This is a genomic window from Leucobacter denitrificans (genome assembly GCF_014396385.1).
GTDB lineage: Bacteria > Actinomycetota > Actinomycetes > Actinomycetales > Microbacteriaceae > Leucobacter > Leucobacter denitrificans.
This window is the reverse complement of the sequence record NZ_CP060716.1, coordinates 1385764-1404267: the sequence shown is the minus strand read 5'-3', so window position 1 is coordinate 1404267 and position 18504 is coordinate 1385764. Positions and strand designations below refer to the sequence as shown.

Sequence of the window (18504 nt, the reverse complement as noted above, 5' to 3'; positions counted from 1 at the left end):
TTTGAACTGCCATTACGTGTTTTGCAGGAGTTTGAAGTCTAGTTTTGTAGAAGTTTCACCTCGGATGGCGAGAAGTGATTGCTCGTCTGCTGGATCCATTCGTCCGATTCCTGTTAGTTCAGCACAATGATGGCGAGGTTGAGCGAAGTCGCGAACATGAGCCAGAGCAGGTAAGGGATCATGATCCACATTGCGGCCTGTGACCATTTTACGGCGGCGACTGCGAGCCAAATCACGCTAATAATCAGCGCGAGGATGATTGCGAGCGCGATCCACCACGCAATGTCGCCGATGAGCGGGTACCCGGCGAAGAACACCGGAGTCCACAGACCATTGAGCACGAGCTGCACGACGTAGAGCGCGAGTGTTCTTCGCGCGGCGTTCGGCCCGCCGACGCGGTACCCGGCCCGCCAAATAAGCCATCCGGCGAGCGCGATGAGTACGTACAGCACCGACCACACTGGACCGAATACCGAGTTCGGTGGACTCCACGGTGCCTTCGTGGCCTCGGCGTACCAGCCCTCGGTGTTCGGCATGGTCGCAAGTGACCCGAGAAACGCGATCAGGGCTACAGCGACGAGAAAGAGCACGCCAGCAAGAATCTGGCGACCGACTCCAACGGGTGCCGGACCAGCCGCAGCGCGGGTCTGTGCTGACACGGTCTCGTTACGACTCTTCTTCGATCTTCAACCCCACTCCGAGCGCAATGAGTGTGGGGGCAAATGTTCCCACGTGCAGGCGACTGGGGTTGTCGCCTCGGCGGGAAATCATCCACCGGAGCATCGAGAGTCCCGCAGCGATCGCGCCCGCGCAGTAGAGATGTGAACTGCGGATGCCCCAGTCGCTGAGCATGCTCATGGGGTTCCAGGCGGTAGCTTCGGCTGCTTTCCTAACCTTCTTACGCGTATTCATAGTGTTCCTGCCTATGTGAAATCGATGGGTGTCCGGTCAGTGTTACTCGAGATTCTCGACAGGAACGTCGCCGCTCGTGTCACGGGGCTCGTCGCTTTCGTCTTGATCCGAACTATCTGTCTCCTCGGGGTGATCGCCGAGCTCTTGGGCTCGCTCCCTGGCCTGTTTGATGGAGTCTTTAGTCTGGTCGTCGGCATCGTCAATCATTGACATGGTGACCTCCTGGTGTGAGTTTATGGGGTTTGGAGTAACCAGCATTCCGGGTTATTGCCGACACCTGTAGGGGGTTGCGCAATGACGGAAGGTGCCTCTAGGGTCGACATCTTGCGCAGTAGAGGGCAAGGTAGTTGCATGGATGATCATAATCCCGCTGAAACCGAGCCCGCGACACCACAGGACACTCCAGAGGGTGCCGAGACCCCCGAGGAAGCGCAGCGCCGCAAGTTTCGTGAGGCGCTCGACAAGAAGAAATTCAGCCACCACGGCCCAGGCATGAACCCAAATGGCGGCGTGCAGTCGGCTCACACCGGCCCCGCCGTGCAGAAGCGGATGCACCGTCGGAAGAGCGGCTGAGTCGAACCAAGAAAAACGCTGAACTACAGCGCACGTAAAATCTCTCGAACGGGATTCTTCGTGTTAGCCGCGACCTTGCACTGCCGCACTTGCCTTGTGCCGGCGCTTCCGCTTGTACTCGAGCATCTCGGCATCTGAACGCTCGATGAATTCCTGCGCGCTCTCTCCGTTCTGATACTCGGCGACGCCGAACGACCACTCGCAGGCAGTCACGTCATTTCGAAGCCGCAACCCGAGCGCACGGGCTGCGGCCGCTGTCGTCTCGGGCAGAATGAGCACGAATTCGTCGCCGCCGATGCGCGCAACGGTATCCGGGCCGCGCACGGAGGCCTCGAGACTTCGACTTACCTGCTGGAGAACTCGGTCGCCCGCGAGGTGGCCCTCCGTGTCGTTCACCGATTTGAACCCGTCGAGGTCGAGGTAGAGAAGCGAAAGCGGCGCCTTCGACCGCACGACCGATCGGATCTCCCTTTCGAGCATCCGCTCGAAACCGGCACGGTTCCACACCTGGCACAGGTGGTCGGTGAGCACGGTGCGCTGGAGTTCGCGCTTGAAACTACCGTAAATCTCTGTGAGTAGAACCGAAAGCGCGGCGATCGCGAGTGAGATGAGCACCGTGCCATTTCCGGGGTGCCATATGAGTAGCACGACTCCGTAGGCGGCGAGGCTCGTGTGGCCAAACAGGCGGGTTACGAGCGGCGGCATGAACCAGGCGAAGATGAGTGTGACGCCCATGATGAGGAGCCCCGCGGCGAGCGCACGCTCGATGTTCTCGACAAAGGCAGCGGTGACGATAAGCGTGCACACGTAGGCGCCGGTTGTGCAGACAGCGGCGGGGCGGCGTAGTCGTCGCCCTCGTAAGAGGATGAGAATTGCGATCGTGAACGTGGCTAACGCGACGATATGGGGGTTCGGCCAGGTCCACAGCCGTTCGGGTGGGAAGAGGATCGCGGTGAGCACTGCGAATATCCCGCCCGCGACAAAGACTGCCGCCACGGCAATCGAAAGCTCCGACTGGTTCTTGAATAACCGAGAGACGCTGCGTTCTGGCACGCGCACCAGTCTAGACGTGGCCTCCGTCGCGCGATAAAAGTGATCGGTTATGTGATGGCTTATGTGGTTTCCGAGGCCCGGGCAGCGCCGATACCGAAGAGGAGTTCCCCGACGGAGGCGGCGATGAGCGTGAGCACGATTTCCCGCCATCCGATGCCTACGTCAGCGAGGAGGCCGACGACGAGCGGTCCGATGGCGGCGACGAGATAGCCGACGCCCTGACTGACGGCTGAGAATGCTGCAGTTTCATGGGATGACGGAGCAGTGAAGACGATGAGCGCGACGGCGAGGCCAAAAGCCGCGCTCTGTGCGAGTCCGAGCAACGCGACGAACGTCGGAAGAAGCCCGACCGGTGCGAGGGCGAGTCCTCCGAGTCCCACCGCCGAAACGATGGCGACACCGACAACGAGCCGCGTGCGCCAACGGGCCCGGCTTGCCAGGGTCGGAAAGATGAGTGCAGCGGGCAGACCGATGATGCTCATCCACGCAAGGGTGAGTCCCGCTTCCGCGTTTCCCATTCCGCGCGCTACCGCTAGCGTCGGCAACCAAGCCGTGAGCGAGAAGTAGATAAGCGCTTGACAAGCGAAGAAGCCGGTCACGGGCCAAATGCCCGGAGTACGGAACGTCGATATATTCCCACGCGTGCGCGGTGTTGGCGCCCTATGCGGTCCACCGTTGCTCGCTCGCGTGGAACCGAGCGCAACTCCGAACGCGATGAGGAGGGGGATCGCCCAGAACATGAGCGCAGCTTCGAGCTGCTCACCGAAGGCGTGAAACAGTGGAACGGTGAAGGCAGCACCGACCGCGGCGCTTACCCCGAAGGACGTCGTATATACACCGGTCCACAGCCCACCACGCGCGGGAAGTGACTGGCGGATGTACTGGGGTGCGAGGATGCCGAGAAGGGAGATCGCGGATCCGACGACGACTGTACCCGCGAAGAGAAGTGGTGTCGTGAGTGGCCTGAGCAGGGTCGCGATCGCGAGCGTCGCAAGGAGAATCGTAATCGCCCGGTTGAGCCCGAGCCGCGCTACAAGCACGGGTGCGAGTGGCGCTGCGACGCCGAACAGAAGCACCGGAATCGCGCTGAGAAGCGCAAGTTCAGACGGGGATAGCGCGAACTCGTCACCGATCTCGCGAAGCACCGGCGAGACGGAGGTGATCGGAAACCTAACGCTCAGGCCGATGGCGAGTACGAGCAGGCCCGCCGAGAATCCTTGTCGACGATCACTCGCTAGCATCGAGGAGACGTTCCTGCTGATCGAGCACACCGAGGGCCGCATTGCGTGCGGCCTCCGGATCGCCGGCGGCGATGGCTTGATAGAGGGTCTCGTGTTGGTCTGCGCGGTCAGGGTCGTCACCGCGGGCGAGGCATGAGGCGTCGGTAATCGATTCGCGGAGCGAATGATCGAAGCTTGCGTAGATGTCGGAGAGCAAGCGGTTCCCCGAAATCCTTGCGACACCGAGGTGGAACGCAACATCGGCGTCCGTGAATGTTGCTACGTCGCCGTCGCGAATGGCGGCGGATCGGGCGCGGAGTTGGGCCGCGAGAAACTCGAGATCGGCGTCGCTTCGCTGTTCGGCGGCTGCGCCCGCCGCGAGAGCGTCGAGAGCCTTGCGTACGAGAATGACCTCGCGCCGATCTGCGGTGTGCAGAGCGCGACGCAGGGCGACCTGCGTCGCATCAGTTGCAACCACATACGTGCCGTCGCCCTGTCGAGTCTCGAGGAGTCCGAGCTGTACGAGTGAGCGGACTGCCTCCCGTACAGACGGTCGGCTCACGCCAAGTTGCGCGGTGAGTTCGGCTTCCGACGGAATGCGGTCGCCGACCTGCCAATTGCCGGTGGCGATCTCACGCTTCATCTCGTCGACGACGGTGTCGACGAGAGAACGTCTTTGAACCTGTTGCACGTTGTCCATCCTATCGGTAATAATTTAGTTATATGGTTATCATATGTCTGATGACCAGATCACGCTAGAGTGATTGCGACGCCCGGTACGCGGGCACGATTCGAGGAAGGTTTCCAATGGCGGAAAACCCAGAAGTAGCACCCGTGGTTTACACTCCGGGTCTCGTCGATGCGCACATTCATCCCGATAAGACAGGCTGGGCCGGGCCGTGGATGTCACGTCGCCCTGCCTCTACGCTCCAGGATTTCATCGCGAATGACCTTGCGACGCAAAGAGAATTCGCGGAAACGGTTGAGGCGAGAGCCTACGCCCTGTTCTCGCACGCGCTTCGCAATGGAACTTTGGCGATGCGTGCCCATGTCGATGTCTCATCTGAGCTCGGCACGGCGAATGTTGAGGGTGTTCGTGCCGCGGCCGAGCGGCTTGCACCTCACCTCACAGTGCAGATCGTCGCGTTTCCCCAGTTCGGTCTGCTCACGAATCCCGGCACGCTCGACGCAATGGCCGCGTCGCTTACGGCGGGGGCGGATCTTGTCGGTGGGATCGACCCCATCGGAGTCGACGGCGACATGGCAGGCCATCTCGATGCTGTCTTCGGACTCGCCGACCGGGCAGGGCGCGACATCGACATTCACCTCCATGACGGAGGAGAGGAAGGACTTGCACAGATCCGCGAGATCGCCGCGCGTACAGTCGCAGCCGGACTGCAAGGTTGCGTCACTATCGGTCATGCCTTCGCGCTTTGCGACTCGACGCTTCCAAGTTTGCGCGAGACTCTCGAGCGCGTCGCTGAGGCTGAGATGTGGATCGCGACATGCGCGCTCGGCCCAGACCCTGTACCCGATCTGGGGCTTTTCGAACAGCACGGCGTGCGGCTGGCTGCCGGATCCGATGGTGTGCGCGATTCTTGGAGCCCGTTCGGCACAGGGAGCATGGTCGACCGCGCACATCTTCTCGCCTACCGAACCGGGGCAATCACTGACGCGGAGCTCGAGCGCGCGTTCCGGCTCAGCTCGACGGCTGGGGGTGAGATGCTCCGCATCCCGGATCTCGCCACCTGGGATGGTGCCTCAGGCGGAACGTATCTCGAGTTCCACTCACAGAGCATCGCTCAACTCGTGGTCGATCGCCCAGTCCCGTTCAGTGTCGTTCGTCGAGGCCACCCCATACACCCGAACTCCTCGCTCTGAGCGACCTAAGCAGCCAGTTCTGGCCAGTCAACCGAATGATGAACCGCAATCAAAAGGAGGACCCCGTGTCCCAACGAACAATCGCAGTCGTCGGCGCCGTTGCCGTCGCTGCGCTCGTATTGACCTCTTGCTCGGGAGGGGGAGGAACAGCATCGGGTAATAACCAGCTCGATGTTGACCTCTCGAACCTCGCGACCACGACCGAACCGGGAACCGCTCCGATCGACGAGGTGACGTGGAACCTCCCGTACGAGCCGCTCTCGATCGACCCGATGTTGAGCTTTAACTACGCCGAGAACACTGTCGATGCGAACCTATGCGACAGTCTCTTGCGTCTGAACCCCGACCTCACGACGGGCCCTGGCCTCGCCGAGTCGGTGGACATGCCTGATGACACGACGGTCGTGTACTCGATCCGCAATGACGTGTCATTCTGGGACGGAACTCCGCTCACGGCCGCGGACGTCGTGTATTCACTCGCCCGCCAGAGCGGCGAGCACAACGGTGACTCTTACTTTGGTGAGTACCTTACGAGCGTGGAATCAGTCGAGCAGACCGGTGAGCACGAGGTCACCGTGCATCTCAGCGAGCCCGATGCGCTCTTCAACCAGGCGATGGCCACGGCTGCTGGGGCGATCGTGTCGCAGGCCTTCGCGGAATCCGCGGGTCCCGCATTCGGCACACCACAGGGTGGTCTCATGTGCACCGGGCCGTTCTCGCTTGAGTCCTGGAGCGCCGGGAAGTCGATCGTGCTCGCGAAGAACCCCAATTATTGGGATGAGTCGCTCATTCCGAAGGCTGAGAAGCTGAGCTTCACCTTCATTGCCGACGAGACGACCGCAGTCAATGCGCTTCGCGCTGGCGACGTCGACGGGCAGTACTTCTACCTCCCGCCGACAGGGCTGAATCAACTCCAGGGCGACAGTGGCGCGACGACAACATTCGGCAAGTCCTTCGTGTACTTCACCCTTGCCGGTGCGAATCAGGAGGGTCCATTCGCAAATCCGACCATTCGTCAAGCGCTACTTCTCGCGATTGACCGTCAGGCGATCGCCGACGTCGTCTTCCAGGGAGCTGCCGCGCCTGCGCCCACGCTCGCTGGCCCCGACTTTTGGGGTGATCAAGCGGCCATCTACGAACCGGCTTTCGCAGAGTTTGACGTCGCCTCGGACCCAGAGGAGGCAAAGCGCCTGATCGAGGGATTGCCCGAAGCGGGTGAGACGATCACGATCGCAGTACAGGGATCGTCGGCGGTGCACGAGCAGACCGCCAACCTGATTCAGGCCGCTGGCGAATCGATCGGACTCAAGATCGAGACGAAGGTCATTCCCGTGGAACAGTACGGCAACATGTACTACGACCCTGCTGCCCGCGAAGGCATCGACGCCTTCTTCACGACCTGGTACGGGAACGTGACCGATCCGCTCGATGTGTATGCCGTCTTCACGACCGACGGGGCGAGCAACTTCGGCAATTACACGGGTGTCAACGATGCGGTAGCCGAGGCGCGGGCCACGCTCGATGATGAGGCTCGAGCGCAACTCACCGTCGACATTCAGCAACAGGTGACCGAGGAACTCCCGTGGCTCCCGCTCACGTACATGCCGCCGATCCTCGTGCAGAGTGACCGGATCTCGGGCGCAACCGCGTCGATCGCGTATCTCTACTACCCGTGGGCCGCGACCATCGGCGGTGTGGAGTAGTCCGTGTCCATCGCAACATTCATCCTGCGGCGCTTGGGAAGCTTGCTTCTCGTGCTACTGGTGACATCGTTCCTGGTCTTCGGACTCATGTATCTCGCTCCGGGAAGCCCACTGCTCTTTGTGCTTGGGCCCCGGGGCGGGACCCCGGAACAGGTCGCACAGGTCACCGCGCAGTACCACCTCGATGACCCGTTCTTCGTTCGCTACTTCGCGTGGTTGGCAGATGTGTTCCGGGGCGACCTCGGCGACTCGATCGTCTATCGGCAGAGCGTCACCGATCTGCTCGGTAGCCGCATCAGCACCACCGTCGCACTGATCTCCCTCGCCATGATCATCATTGTGGTGATCGGTGTGAGCCTCGGTCTCATCGCCTCCTTGCGAGGTGGGTGGATCGACCAGGTCATCACGACGCTATCGACCCTCGGTCTCGCGACGCCGACCTTTGTCATTGGTGTCGCCCTCATCAGCCTGTTCAGTGTGGGACTCGGGTGGTTCCCGACAAATGGCAGTGGATCGGGTGGGTTCGACACGATTGTCCATCTCACCCTGCCGGCGATCGCGCTTGCGGTCGCGAGCTCGGCGTACTTATCGCGCATCACGCGGGCCTCGATACTCGAAGAGAACGGCAGGGAGCACGTGCAGACCGCGGTGGCTCGCGGGCTTCGCCCCCGAATTGTCGTCGCTCGGCACGTGCTGCGTAACGCACTCATCCCGATCACCACGGTGATCGGCCTCACCGTCGCGACGCTCATCGCAGGTGCCGTGGTGATCGAAAGCGTCTTCGCGGTTGACGGGCTTGGATCGCTCCTCGTTCGGGCGATCCTTCAGCGCGACTTCGCACTCGTGCAGGCGGTGATTCTCGTGCTCGTCGTAGCGTTCGTGGTGATCAATGCGATCGTCGACTTCCTGTACACCATCATCGATCCGCGCATTCAACTTGGGAGCAAGCAATGACCTCCGCACCGCGCACAACACAGCTCGCAATTGCGAGGTCGAGAAGCCAGGATCCGGGCCCGTTCACCCTCATCATGAGAAAACTCGGTGTGCTCGGCCTCGTTGCGAGCGCTGTCCTAGCGGTTTTCGCGCTCGCGGCTTTGCTCGCGCCGTGGGCTGCTCCGTACGATCCGAACGCTCCCGACCTTCTCGCGGCGCTCTCCGGGCCGACTGTGGATCATCTTCTCGGGGCGGACACGCTCGGTCGAGATCTCCTGTCTCGGCTCATGTGGGGAACCCGGATCACCCTCATCGGTCCAACCTTCGTGATCCTCATTGCAACCGTGGTCGGCGTGCTGCTCGCGCTGCTCGCCGCATGGAACGGGGGCATCGTTGACACTGTGATCTCCTGGTGCCTTGACGTGCTCTTCTCAGTGCCCGGAATCGTGTTCGGCCTGATTGCGGTCGCAGTCTTCGGACCGAGCCTCCCGACAGTGATCGTGGGTCTCTCGATCGGGTACATCCCGTACGTCGCCCGTCTCGTGCGCGGCGCAGCGCTGCGCGAACGCAATATGCCGTATGTCCAAGCAGCCTGGCTGCAGGGTCAGTCGGGCGTCGGAATTAGTCTGCGACAGATACTGCCGAACGTGCAGCCGATCGTCGTTGCACAGGCGGTTTCGTCGCTCGGATTCGCCGTCGTCGACCTCGCTGCGATCTCGTTTCTTGGCCTCGGCGTACAACCGCCCACGGCAGACCTCGGCCTCATGGTGAAGAGCGGCTTTGATTCGGTGCTCCGTGGGCATCCGATCGAAGCGATCACTGCCGGAACCGCGATCGTGCTCATCGTTTGGAGCATCACGGTGATCGGGGACCGACTCACCGACAACGCAAGGAGTGTCAAGTGACCGCAACGCTTCTCGAGATAGAGGACCTGCACGCCAGCCTCATCACCAAATACCGGCGACTCGATCTGCTCAATGGCGTAAATCTCGTACTCGACCGCGGGGAGGCTCTCGGCATCGTCGGCGAGTCCGGATCCGGCAAGTCGCTCACGACTCGAGCCATCATGCGGATGCTGCCGAAAGGCTTTCGCACGACTGGTGACATTCGCTTCGACGGAAAATCTGTGCTGGGCTTCGGACGAGAGGAACTGCGGCGATACCGGGCGAAAGACGTGGGGATCATCTTCCAGGATCCTCGCGCACACGTAAACCCGGTGCACACCGTTGGTGACTTCCTTACCGAAGCGCTTATGCGTGAGCGCGGCCAGTCGCGCGACGCCGTTGAGCGACGCGCGGTGCAACTCCTTGATGAGGTCGGCGTGCGTCATCCCGAGCGTCGCCTGAGGCAGTATCCGCATGAACTCTCGGGTGGGCTCTTGCAACGAGTCATGATCGCGAGTGTGTTGCTCGCCGAGCCGACGCTCATCCTCGCCGATGAGCCGACGACAGCGCTCGATGTCACGGCCCAGTCAGATGTTATGGCGATTCTTGACGAGCAACGGAGGGCTCGCGGACTGTCTCTGCTCTTCATTACCCATGACCTCGAACTGGCAAACGCATGTTGTGATCGCCTCGCAGTGATGTACGCCGGCGAGATCGTCGAGCAGGGAGCGCATGTCTACAAGGATCCGCGCCATCCCTACACAAAAGAGCTCCTCGGAGCGCGCCCAAGCATCGACGAGAAACTTGAGCGTTTGCCTGTGCTCACGTACAACCGAGAACTCCACGATGACCTGAAAGCGAGCGCGTCATGACTATAGATTCACGAGTCGACGGCGAATCCACGCGACTCCTGAGCGTGCGCGATCTGCGTAAAGTCTTCCCGGCACCCCGCGGCACGAAGGGCGCCGAAGTGCTCGCCGTTGACGGGGTGAGTTTCGACCTCGAGGCTGATGAGTGCCTGGCGATCGTCGGCGAGTCGGGCTCTGGAAAGACGACGGTTGCGCGCATGATCGTCGGCCTCGAAACCGTGACGAGCGGCACCGTCGAGGTGCTCGGGCAGGATCGCACCGCCGCGCCGAAGCACCTCCGGGAGCGGCGCGCCCGCGCACGCGAGGTGCAGTATGTCTTTCAGGATCCCTACTCGTCGCTCAACGGTCGGCAGCGAATCGGCGAGGTTGTGCTCAACAATGTGCGCTTGCATGCGGATCGCGCAATCTCTCGCAAGGAACTCGAGAATCGCGGCAAGGAGATTCTCGATTCCGTCGGGTTGCCCTGGTCGTTTGCCGATCGGTTTCCACGGGAACTCTCTGGCGGACAGCGGCAACGCGTGGCGATAGCTCGCGCGCTCGCCGCAGAGCCGAAGGTGATCGTGCTTGACGAAGCGGTAGCGGCGCTCGACGTGTCGATCCAGGCGCAGATCCTCAATCTCCTCGCGGATATTAAGGCGGAGCGTAAGGTGAGCTATTTGTTCATTTCTCACGACCTCGCGGTCGTTCATCAGATTTCCGATCGGATGATCGTGATGGAGAACGGTGTTGTCGTCGACGCTGGAGACACGAGCGCGCTTCTCGCGCACCCGACCCATCCCTACACCCGAACCCTACGCGCCGCCGTGCCGGGGCCTGGCTGGCGACCGTCGCGCAGAGCGACATTGGAGGCGTAGTGAGCGGTGGATCGCAAGCGATCCGTGCGACGCACGCGCTGGTCTGGGAAGAAGGTCAGGTAGGCGGTGGCGGATTCGTCGAGTTGCGGGATGCCACGGTTCTCGTCTCGGGGGGTGAAGTCATTGATGTCGCCTCGGGGCGAGAGGGGGACGCGCTCGCTGGGGCCGCCGAATCGACGATCGACCTTGGGGAGAGCCTTCTTATGCCGGGCCTCATCGACCTCGAAGGCCTCGTCGATATCGATCACCTCCAACTCGATTCCTGGTGGAGCGACGCTCACGCTGCACGCCTGGAGTGGTCGGAGACATATGCCCTGAACCTTCGTGAAGTGCTCACTGAGGCCGAACGCAGCACCCTTCGTCGCTATGGGCTCGTGCAGCTCGTTCTTCACGGAATTACGAGCGCGATGCCGATCTCGAGCGAGGTGCATGGTGCGTGGGCGGAAACGCACGACGATCTTCTCGACACCGCGCGCACGGCATCTGAGCTCGGTATTCGGGTGTTCCTCGGGCCCTCCTACCGCTCGGGCGTGCACGTCACCCGGGTCGATGGCTCACGCGCCATTCACTGGGACGAGCGGCGCGGCGAGACAGGGTTCGCGGAGGCGGTGCGATTTCTCGACACCGTCAGCGCGCTCGGCGATCCACTCGTAACTGGCGTGCTCGTGCCGTGCCGCGTCGAGACGGTGAGTGATGAGCTGCTGCAGCGCACCGCCGAGGTGTCTGCGGAGCGCGATGTACTCGTGCGGGTGCACGCAGCGCAGGGACTCGGCGATGAGCTCGACATATTGCAGCGCGAGCGCGGCGGGGTGACGCCACTCGAGCTTCTCGAGCGGGTCGGCCTTCTCACCCAGCGCCTGATTCTCGCCCACGGCGTCTATCTCGATGTGCACCCGCAGGTGCACGGTGAGGATCGCGGTGACCTCGCCCGGCTCGCTGCGGCTGGCGCGCACATCGTGCACTGTCCGCTCACGAACGCGCGCTACGCGTTCCTTCTCGAGCGGCTCTCGCAGTACCTAGAGGCTGGAGTCGGGGTCGCGCTCGGCACAGACTCCTTCCCGCCCGACCTCATCCGCGCGATCGATACCGGTGTGCAACTGTCGAAGGCGCAGCACAATGACCTCGGCGCGGGCATGCTCGCTGAGTATGTTGAAGCGGCGACGCTCGGTGGCGCGGCCGCTCTTCGGCGACCTGACCTCGGGCGTCTCAGCCCCGGTGCGCAGGCTGACATGGTCGCTTTCTCGCTGAGTGATCTGCGGATGGGAGTGGTCGACGACCCGATTCGCGCGCTCACTCTGGCCGGAACGGCGAGGGACGCGCATTTCAGTATGGTTGCAGGACGCGTCATCATGCGAGACGGCCGGATTGCCGACCTCGACACGGAGGCACTCCGCGCGGAGGGACAACGGATTTTCGAGAAGCTTCGAGCCGCGTATGGAGAGCGCGACCCGCTCGCAGGCGCGGAACCTACCCCCGAGAGCGAACTCTTTCCCCCGGTGTTCCCGCGGCGCGCAGCGTCTTAAGAGAGGGGATCAAGCCCACCCGACGACGAGCCTCGCGGCATCGGTGGGGAGGAGCGGATCCACACCGGTGATCTCGGCGAAGCGACGCAGACGGTTCGCGAGCGTGTTGCGGTGGCAAAACAGCAGCGCGGCCGACTCACTGATGCTGCCGGTCGCGAGGTAGCTGCGCACCGCCTCTTCGAGCCGCGCACGCTCGGTCGGTCCCGCGTCATCGAGTGCGGTGGTCACGTCTGAGATCACCGGGGTTCCAGTCTCAAGCAGCGAACGGTTCGCGAGTCTGGCCCAGCCGCGAGTCCAATCCATCGCGCCTGTCTCAGTGGGTTCGAGCAACCGCGCAAGCTCTCGGGCAGCGTTCGCGGTCTCGCGAAGGGTCCGAATATTGGTCGCGGTGTTCACCCCGACGCGCTGCGCGAGAAGCTGCGTACGCACCTCCTCAAGCCTCGACCCCGCAGGAACGGGCGTGTGCGAAAAGGCGAGCAGCGCATCACCCGAGTGGTGCGTGTAGACGCGCGCACCGGCACGTTCGCTCTCAGAGACAAACACGCGAAGAGACTCGATGTCGTCACCGAGCGCGACGACAACATCGATTCGCGCGTTGGCGGGTATGCTGAGCACCTGGGCAATCGCAATCAGGCGTTCGGCGGGTGGTTGTGGATCCCGAAACAACTCAGCGATGAGCCCCTGCCGCAGCGACGACGCTTCTTCGTCCATGCGGCGCTGCTCGTCAACGTAGGCTTCCTGCGTCTGGCGCACGTACTGATCCACCGTATGCAGCACAATGGCGGTGTGCCGCACGATGAGCTTGGCATCTTCGGGTTCAGACACGGCAATGAGTGCCTCCCACAGCACCGTGAAGTCGTTGTGGATCGCGGTCATGAGCGCCGCGAGCGGCACTCCTGCCCGGGCCCGTGATACTCCAACCTGGTGCGCGATGCTGATCTCTTCGTCGAGCATTCCGGCGCGGAGACCAGCGATGAGCGCCTCGAACGAGAGAATGGCCGTACGCACGAGTTCGGCCTGTGGGATTGGCGCCGGATCGTAGCCCGGAACACGCTCGACGACGGAGAGGAAGTCTTTGGTGAGCTGCTCGACGTCGAGCATGTTCAACAGTGCGTTCCACCGCTCGGCATCGTGGGGTGCGGGAACCGCACTCAGGGTGTGTGACGGGGCCATGCACCCAGATTATGTGCAAATGCACTGTTTTGGTGGAAAAACTGGCGAAGAATGACCCGCTAATAAGTGCGTTTCCCTTGGCATCCTAAGATGTACCCATTTCCCGGGTGTAATCCGTAGACGTATATCCGGGATCCGTAATCCTCGATGGAGAGCTACATGAGCGAAACACCAACTACATCAAGTACATCAACGATTGAATATGGGGCCACGGCGGCCCTCAGCGAGAAAGACGCGAACAAGGTCGTGCTCGGTGCCCTCATTGGCACCGCGATGGAGTGGTACGACTTCTTCCTCTTCTCAGCCGCTGCCGCGCTCGTATTCAACGTGCAGTACTTCGCGAGTGAGAACGCCACCGCAGCAGCGATGGCTTCGTTCGCAACGTTTGGTGTCGGTCTCGTCGCGCGCCCCATTGGTGGCATGATCTTCGGCGCGATGGGCGACAAGATCGGCCGCCGCAAGGTGCTCATGATCACGATCGTCGGCATCGGTATCGTCACAGGCCTCATCGGTGCACTCCCGACGTATGCCGCTATCGGTATTGCTGCCCCAATCCTCCTCGTGCTCCTGCGCGTGCTCCAAGGCCTCTTCGTGGGTGGCGAGTGGTCGGGCGCTATGACGATCGTTGTTGAGAACGCTCCACTGCACAAGCGCGCACGCTACGCCGCGATCCCACAGATTGGTTCGCCGATCGGCACTATCCTCTCGTCGGGTGGCTTCTTCATCATGACGATTCTCTTTTCGCAGGTGAACTTCGACGCGTGGGGCTGGCGCGTGCCGTTCCTCGCAGCAATCCCGATGCTGCTCATCGCCGTCTACATTCGTTCGCGCCTTGAAGAGTCGCCCGTGTTCCGCGAGCTCGAAGAGCTCGGCGAGGTTGAGCCCGCACCGATTCGCACAGCGTTCAAGGACAGCTGGAAGCAGATCATCACCGGTATGTTCGTAGCGCTCCTCGGCGTCGCTGGCTTCTACCTCGTTACCGCGTTCATCGTTTGGTACGGCGTGAACGTGCTCGGCTACAACCCGTCACTCATGCTCCTCGGCAGCATGATCGGTGCTGCGGTTCAGATTCCAGTGCTCATCTACGGTGGTCGCCTCGGCGAGAAATTCGGCGCGAGCAAGGTCATCATCTGGGGCGGTATCGCGTCGGCGATCGTGTCGGTTCCAAGCTTCCTCATGCTGCAGAGCGGCGTTGGTGTGCTCGTAGTCATCGCGATGGCGCTTGCGGTCTCGATCCTCTCATTCCCATACGCAGCCTCGGGCACGGTGCTTACCGGCCTCTTCTCGGCAAAGACCCGCTACACCGGTGTTGGCCTCGCGCAGAACGGCGCTGGCGTGATGGCTGGCTTCGTGCCGCTCGCCGCAACCGCGCTCGTTGCGGGCTTCGATAACCACTGGTGGCCCGCCGCGATTCTGCTCATTGCGCTCTCGCTGCTCACGGCACTTGCCGGGTGGATCGCACCAAAGCTCAGCGTGAATCTCCCAGGGTTCAAGCACTAATCACCCTGGCGGGGCGGGCACATACCGCCCCGCCACTCACTTTGCGCCGCCCATTTTGGTGTGGCACAAACGTCTCAACACACTTCCTGTCTTCCCGAAAGGATTCGATCATGGCGCAGTCGGCTGGTCATCTTATTGTTCGTACTCTTGAGGCTCACGGTGTGAAGCGGGTGTACGCGGTGCCTGGGGAGAGCTACCTTGACGTGCTCGACGGCCTGCACGACTCCGGCATTGAGACCGTGGTGTGCCGCCAAGAAGGCGGGGCTGGGTTCATGGCGCTCGCCGAAGGGCGTCTCACCGGCACCCCGGGTATCGCGATGGTGACGCGTGGGCCGGGTGCTGCGAACGCGATGATTGCTTTGCACACTGCGTGGCAAGACGCGACCGCTCTGGTGCTGTTTGTTGGCCTAGTACCGGTGAATGATCGGGAGCGGGAGGCATTCCAAGAGTTCAGTTTGACGGGCTGGTTTGGGTCGACCGCGAAACGGGTGATGACGATCGATGACCCGGCACGCGCTGGCGAACTCACCGCTGAGGCGATGCGGATCGCGGCCACTGGCCGCCCAGGACCCGTCGTGGTGGGGCTCCCCGAAGATGTGCTCGTTGAGTTGGCGGATCGTGACGCGGCGCAGCCGATCGCGCCGGTGTCGCCTACGCCCGCTCAGGTTGAGCTTGATGCGCTCACGGCCCGTCTCGCGAAAGCTGCGCGGCCCGCGTTCGTCGTCGGCGGTGACGGGTGGCACGAGGGCGCCGGGCGCGAGCTGCTCGATTTTGCTGAGGCTGCGGGTATTCCGGTGTTCGCGGATTGGCGCGCCTACGACGCGGTACCGAACGAGGGCCCGGCCTGGGCCGGGTGGCTCGGCTATGGGCGTACCGACGCGGTCGCCGCGGGTTACGGTGAAGCTGACCTCTTGATCTTTGTTGGCTGCGGCCGTGCTGACGTACTCTCTGACGGGTACACGCGAGGCTTCGAGGCTGAGACCGTGCTGGTGAATGTGGATCCGAACGCGGTGATGCATGCGGGCCGTATTGACCAGCAGGTGCTTGCAACCCCGGCAACGTTCGCTGCGGCGCTTTCATCGCTTGACGTGCAGGCCGCACGCGGTGAGCGCACGGACGCATGGATGGCGGGCCGTGCTGACGCGCAGGCCAAAACCGCAGCACACCGCCCCGACGCAAGTGTCGACGGCGAGGCGCAGCAGATGGATCTCGGCGTTGCGTTCGGTCAGCTCGATGACCGCCTGAACGGTGAGGCAGTGCTCACCTTTGGAGCGGGCAACGCGACGATTTGGGCGCACCGTTTCGTGCGTCACCTCACCCATGCGAGCCTTGTGGGTGCACGCAATGGCGCAATGGGCCTCGCGGTTCCCGCGGCTGTCGCCGGATCCCTTATATTCCCTGACCGTGATGTAGTAGCTGTGTGCGGCGACGGTGACTTCTTCATGAACGGTCAAGAGATCGCGACTGCGGTTGCCCACGGCGGCAAGCCGCTCATTATCGTGGTCGACAACGGCATCTACGCGACGATCGTGCAGCATCAGGAGGCGCATTACCCGGGCCGACCGTCTGGTACGCGCATGTCGAATCCTGACTTTGCTGAGTGGATGCGGTCCTTCGGCGGGCACGGCGAACGGGTTGAACGTACCGAGGAGTTCGCTCCCGCACTCGATCGCGCGCTCGCGTCCGACGGGCCCGCGTTGATCCACATTCTCATACCTGACACCGTGATGCCGCCCGCCGCGAGCGACGTGCCAGCAGAAGGGAAAGCGGCGTGAAACTCGATCTGATTATCACCGCGCGCGAGATCATTACGCTCGACCCGGCGCGCCCGACGGCGACCTCGGTCGGCGTGATTGGTGAGCGGATCGTCGGATTCGACGAGGAGATCGCTGGCTTGGACGCCGAGCGCACCCTCGACTACCCCGACGCGACAGTCACCCCGGGACTCATCGACGCGCACTGCCACACCCCCTGGTGGGGGCTTGGGCTCTCCGCGATCGACCTGAGCAAGGCGCGCGGGCTCGACGAGCTGTACGCGCTGGTTCAGGCTGAGGTGGAGCGGCTCGGCGACGATCCACACGCGTGGGTGCACGGCACCGGGTTCAACCAATCGCACCACAGTGGCGAGTTCCCAAACATTGCGCGCCTTGACGAGCTGACGGGCGACCGTCCGCTGTACCTCAGGCACACCTCGGGTCACGCCTCGATTACGAACACGGCGACGCTCAAACTTGTTGGCGCGCTTGAGCCCGGGTTTCAGAACCCGACCGGTGGCGTTGTCGTGCGCGACGAGCAGGGTCATCCAACGGGCGTGGTTGAAGAGGCCGCGCAGGGTCTCGTGCAGGCACTGCTGCTTCCGTACGCCACCGAGCAACTTGTTGGCGCACTCGAGGCGGCGACCGTGCGGTATGCGGCAGAGGGTATTACGAGTTTCTCAGAGGCTGGCGTTGGTGGCGGGTGGATCGGCCACTCGACCATCGAAGTCGCCGCATACCAGGCGGCGGCAGAGCGCGGAAAGTTGCACGCCAGGGCTCAGCTCATGCCAGCGCTCGATGCACTCCACTCGATCACCGGGCACGCGAGCGACCTTCACGGCCAGGGTGAGGGCAACGGCTTAGATCTCGGCATTCGCTACGGGTTCGGCGACGACCTCGTGCGATTTGGTCACGTCAAGGTGTTCATGGACGGGTCGCTGCTCGGCGCAACCGCTGCCGTCACCGAAGATTTCTGCGGGCACGAGAACCATGGCAACCGCGGCTACCTGCTCGACACCCCAGAGTCGTACCGCGAGCGCGTGCTCGGCGCGTATCGAGCTGGCTGGCCGCTTGCGCTCCACGCGATTGGTGACGCCGCGATCGACCTCGCCCTCGAGCTCATCGACGAGGCGCAGAAGCTGTACGGTTTGCTGCAGGCGCCGTGCCGCATCGAGCACTTTGGCATCGCCAGGCCCGACCAGGTCGAGCGCGGCGCGAAGCTCGGCATCGCGGTCACGCCGCAGGCCGGCTTCATTGGGCCTATCGGCGACCAGATGATGGATCGCGTGGGCGCAGACCGTGAAGCCTGGCTCTACCGCGGCCGCTCGATCATCGATTCCGGCATGATCCTTGCGGGGTCGTCGGACCTTCCGGTAGCCGACAACAATCTGCGCCGTGGCATGCAGTCGGCCGTGGACCGCCTCACCGAGACCGGCCGATCGCTCGCGGCCGACGAGGCGATCACGCCCGAAGATGCGTTGCGCACGCATACCGAGTGGGCAGCACGCGCGACCGGGCAGATCGGTGACAAGGGCACGCTCGAGCGTGGCAAGCTTGCCGACTTCGCGGTGTTCTCGGAGTCGCCAGTCAAAGCCGCGAACATCGCTGAGATCGATGTCGTCGCGACGGTGCTCGGCGGAGAACTGAGCTACGACTCACGGGCTTAGGACGC

At 62.8% G+C, this 18504-nt stretch carries 18 protein-coding genes; 11 read left to right on the top strand and 7 right to left on the bottom strand.

The annotated features are described in order from the left end of the window. Window positions 1-113: 113 nt before the first annotated feature. The 3 genes from H9L06_RS06715 to H9L06_RS06705 are packed head-to-tail and all read right to left on the bottom strand — an operon-like array spanning window position 114 to window position 1125. Complete coding sequence (locus H9L06_RS06715; protein WP_187554482.1) at window positions 114-659, bottom strand: TspO/MBR family protein; 546 nt, start codon at window positions 657-659, stop codon at window positions 114-116. 7 nt (window positions 660-666) lie between these two features. Next, a complete protein-coding gene (locus H9L06_RS06710) occupies window positions 667-912 on the bottom strand; it encodes a hypothetical protein (protein WP_187554481.1) in 246 nt (81 codons plus the stop codon). Between the two features lie 42 nt (window positions 913-954). Beyond that, entirely contained in the window at window positions 955-1125 is a 171-nt protein-coding gene (locus tag H9L06_RS06705) for a hypothetical protein (protein WP_187554480.1), read from the bottom strand. Window positions 1126-1263: 138 nt separating this feature from the next. Here H9L06_RS06705 and H9L06_RS06700 point away from each other — a divergent pair, with 138 nt between their 5' ends. Further along, window positions 1264-1485, top strand: a complete 222-nt coding sequence (locus H9L06_RS06700) for a DUF5302 domain-containing protein (protein WP_187554479.1) — start codon at window positions 1264-1266, stop codon at window positions 1483-1485. A gap of 63 nt (window positions 1486-1548) precedes the next feature. Here the strand turns inward: H9L06_RS06700 and H9L06_RS06695 are convergent, their stop codons facing one another. The 3 genes from H9L06_RS06695 to H9L06_RS06685 are packed head-to-tail and all read right to left on the bottom strand — an operon-like array spanning window position 1549 to window position 4449. After that, window positions 1549-2538, bottom strand: coding sequence for a GGDEF domain-containing protein (locus H9L06_RS06695; protein ID WP_187554478.1), 990 nt, complete (start codon window positions 2536-2538; stop codon window positions 1549-1551). A gap of 59 nt (window positions 2539-2597) precedes the next feature. Beyond that, a complete protein-coding gene (locus H9L06_RS06690) occupies window positions 2598-3779 on the bottom strand; it encodes an MFS transporter (RefSeq protein WP_187554477.1) in 1182 nt (393 codons plus the stop codon). Then, window positions 3766-4449 carry a FadR/GntR family transcriptional regulator gene (locus H9L06_RS06685; RefSeq protein WP_187554476.1) on the bottom strand — a complete coding sequence of 228 codons (684 nt, stop codon included), beginning with the start codon at window positions 4447-4449 and terminating at the stop codon, window positions 3766-3768. Before H9L06_RS06685 ends, H9L06_RS06690 begins: the two co-directional genes overlap by 14 nt. Before the next feature lie 116 nt (window positions 4450-4565). Here H9L06_RS06685 and H9L06_RS06680 point away from each other — a divergent pair, with 116 nt between their 5' ends. The 7 genes from H9L06_RS06680 (at window position 4566) to H9L06_RS06650 (ending at window position 12405) form a co-directional block, all read left to right on the top strand. Then, a complete protein-coding gene (locus tag H9L06_RS06680; protein WP_187554475.1) occupies window positions 4566-5639 on the top strand; it encodes an amidohydrolase family protein in 1074 nt (357 codons plus the stop codon). Window positions 5640-5704: 65 nt separating this feature from the next. Beyond that, the gene (locus H9L06_RS06675) at window positions 5705-7342 is read left to right on the top strand and encodes an ABC transporter substrate-binding protein (protein ID WP_187554474.1); all 1638 of its coding nucleotides are present in this window, start codon (window positions 5705-5707) and stop codon (window positions 7340-7342) included. Window positions 7343-7345: 3 nt separating this feature from the next. After that, window positions 7346-8296, top strand: coding sequence for an ABC transporter permease (locus H9L06_RS06670; protein ID WP_246454282.1), 951 nt, complete (start codon window positions 7346-7348; stop codon window positions 8294-8296). Next, on the top strand, window positions 8293-9180 hold the full coding sequence (locus H9L06_RS06665; protein ID WP_246454281.1) for an ABC transporter permease: 888 nt from the start codon (window positions 8293-8295) through the stop codon (window positions 9178-9180). Before H9L06_RS06670 ends, H9L06_RS06665 begins: the two co-directional genes overlap by 4 nt. Next, a complete protein-coding gene (locus H9L06_RS06660; RefSeq protein WP_246454280.1) occupies window positions 9177-10031 on the top strand; it encodes an ABC transporter ATP-binding protein in 855 nt (284 codons plus the stop codon). Before H9L06_RS06665 ends, H9L06_RS06660 begins: the two co-directional genes overlap by 4 nt. Beyond that, window positions 10028-10882: an ATP-binding cassette domain-containing protein gene (locus H9L06_RS06655; RefSeq protein WP_187554473.1), complete on the top strand. Its 855-nt coding sequence runs from the start codon at window positions 10028-10030 to the stop codon at window positions 10880-10882. Before H9L06_RS06660 ends, H9L06_RS06655 begins: the two co-directional genes overlap by 4 nt. After that, entirely contained in the window at window positions 10882-12405 is a 1524-nt protein-coding gene (locus tag H9L06_RS06650; RefSeq protein WP_246454279.1) for a chlorohydrolase family protein, read from the top strand. Before H9L06_RS06655 ends, H9L06_RS06650 begins: the two co-directional genes overlap by 1 nt. A 9-nt stretch (window positions 12406-12414) precedes the next feature. Here the strand turns inward: H9L06_RS06650 and H9L06_RS06645 are convergent, their stop codons facing one another. Next, entirely contained in the window at window positions 12415-13578 is a 1164-nt protein-coding gene (locus H9L06_RS06645) for a PucR family transcriptional regulator (RefSeq protein WP_187554472.1), read from the bottom strand. Between the two features lie 159 nt (window positions 13579-13737). On the opposite strand from H9L06_RS06645, the gene H9L06_RS06640 reads away from it, so the two are divergent. The 3 genes from H9L06_RS06640 (at window position 13738) to H9L06_RS06630 (ending at window position 18499) form a co-directional block, all read left to right on the top strand. Beyond that, on the top strand, window positions 13738-15078 hold the full coding sequence (locus H9L06_RS06640; protein WP_187554471.1) for an MFS transporter: 1341 nt from the start codon (window positions 13738-13740) through the stop codon (window positions 15076-15078). A 110-nt stretch (window positions 15079-15188) separates the two neighbouring features. After that, window positions 15189-16853: a thiamine pyrophosphate-dependent enzyme gene (locus H9L06_RS06635; RefSeq protein ID WP_187554470.1), complete on the top strand. Its 1665-nt coding sequence runs from the start codon at window positions 15189-15191 to the stop codon at window positions 16851-16853. After that, on the top strand, window positions 16850-18499 hold the full coding sequence (locus H9L06_RS06630) for an amidohydrolase (RefSeq protein ID WP_187554469.1): 1650 nt from the start codon (window positions 16850-16852) through the stop codon (window positions 18497-18499). Before H9L06_RS06635 ends, H9L06_RS06630 begins: the two co-directional genes overlap by 4 nt. Window positions 18500-18504: the final 5 nt, after the last annotated feature.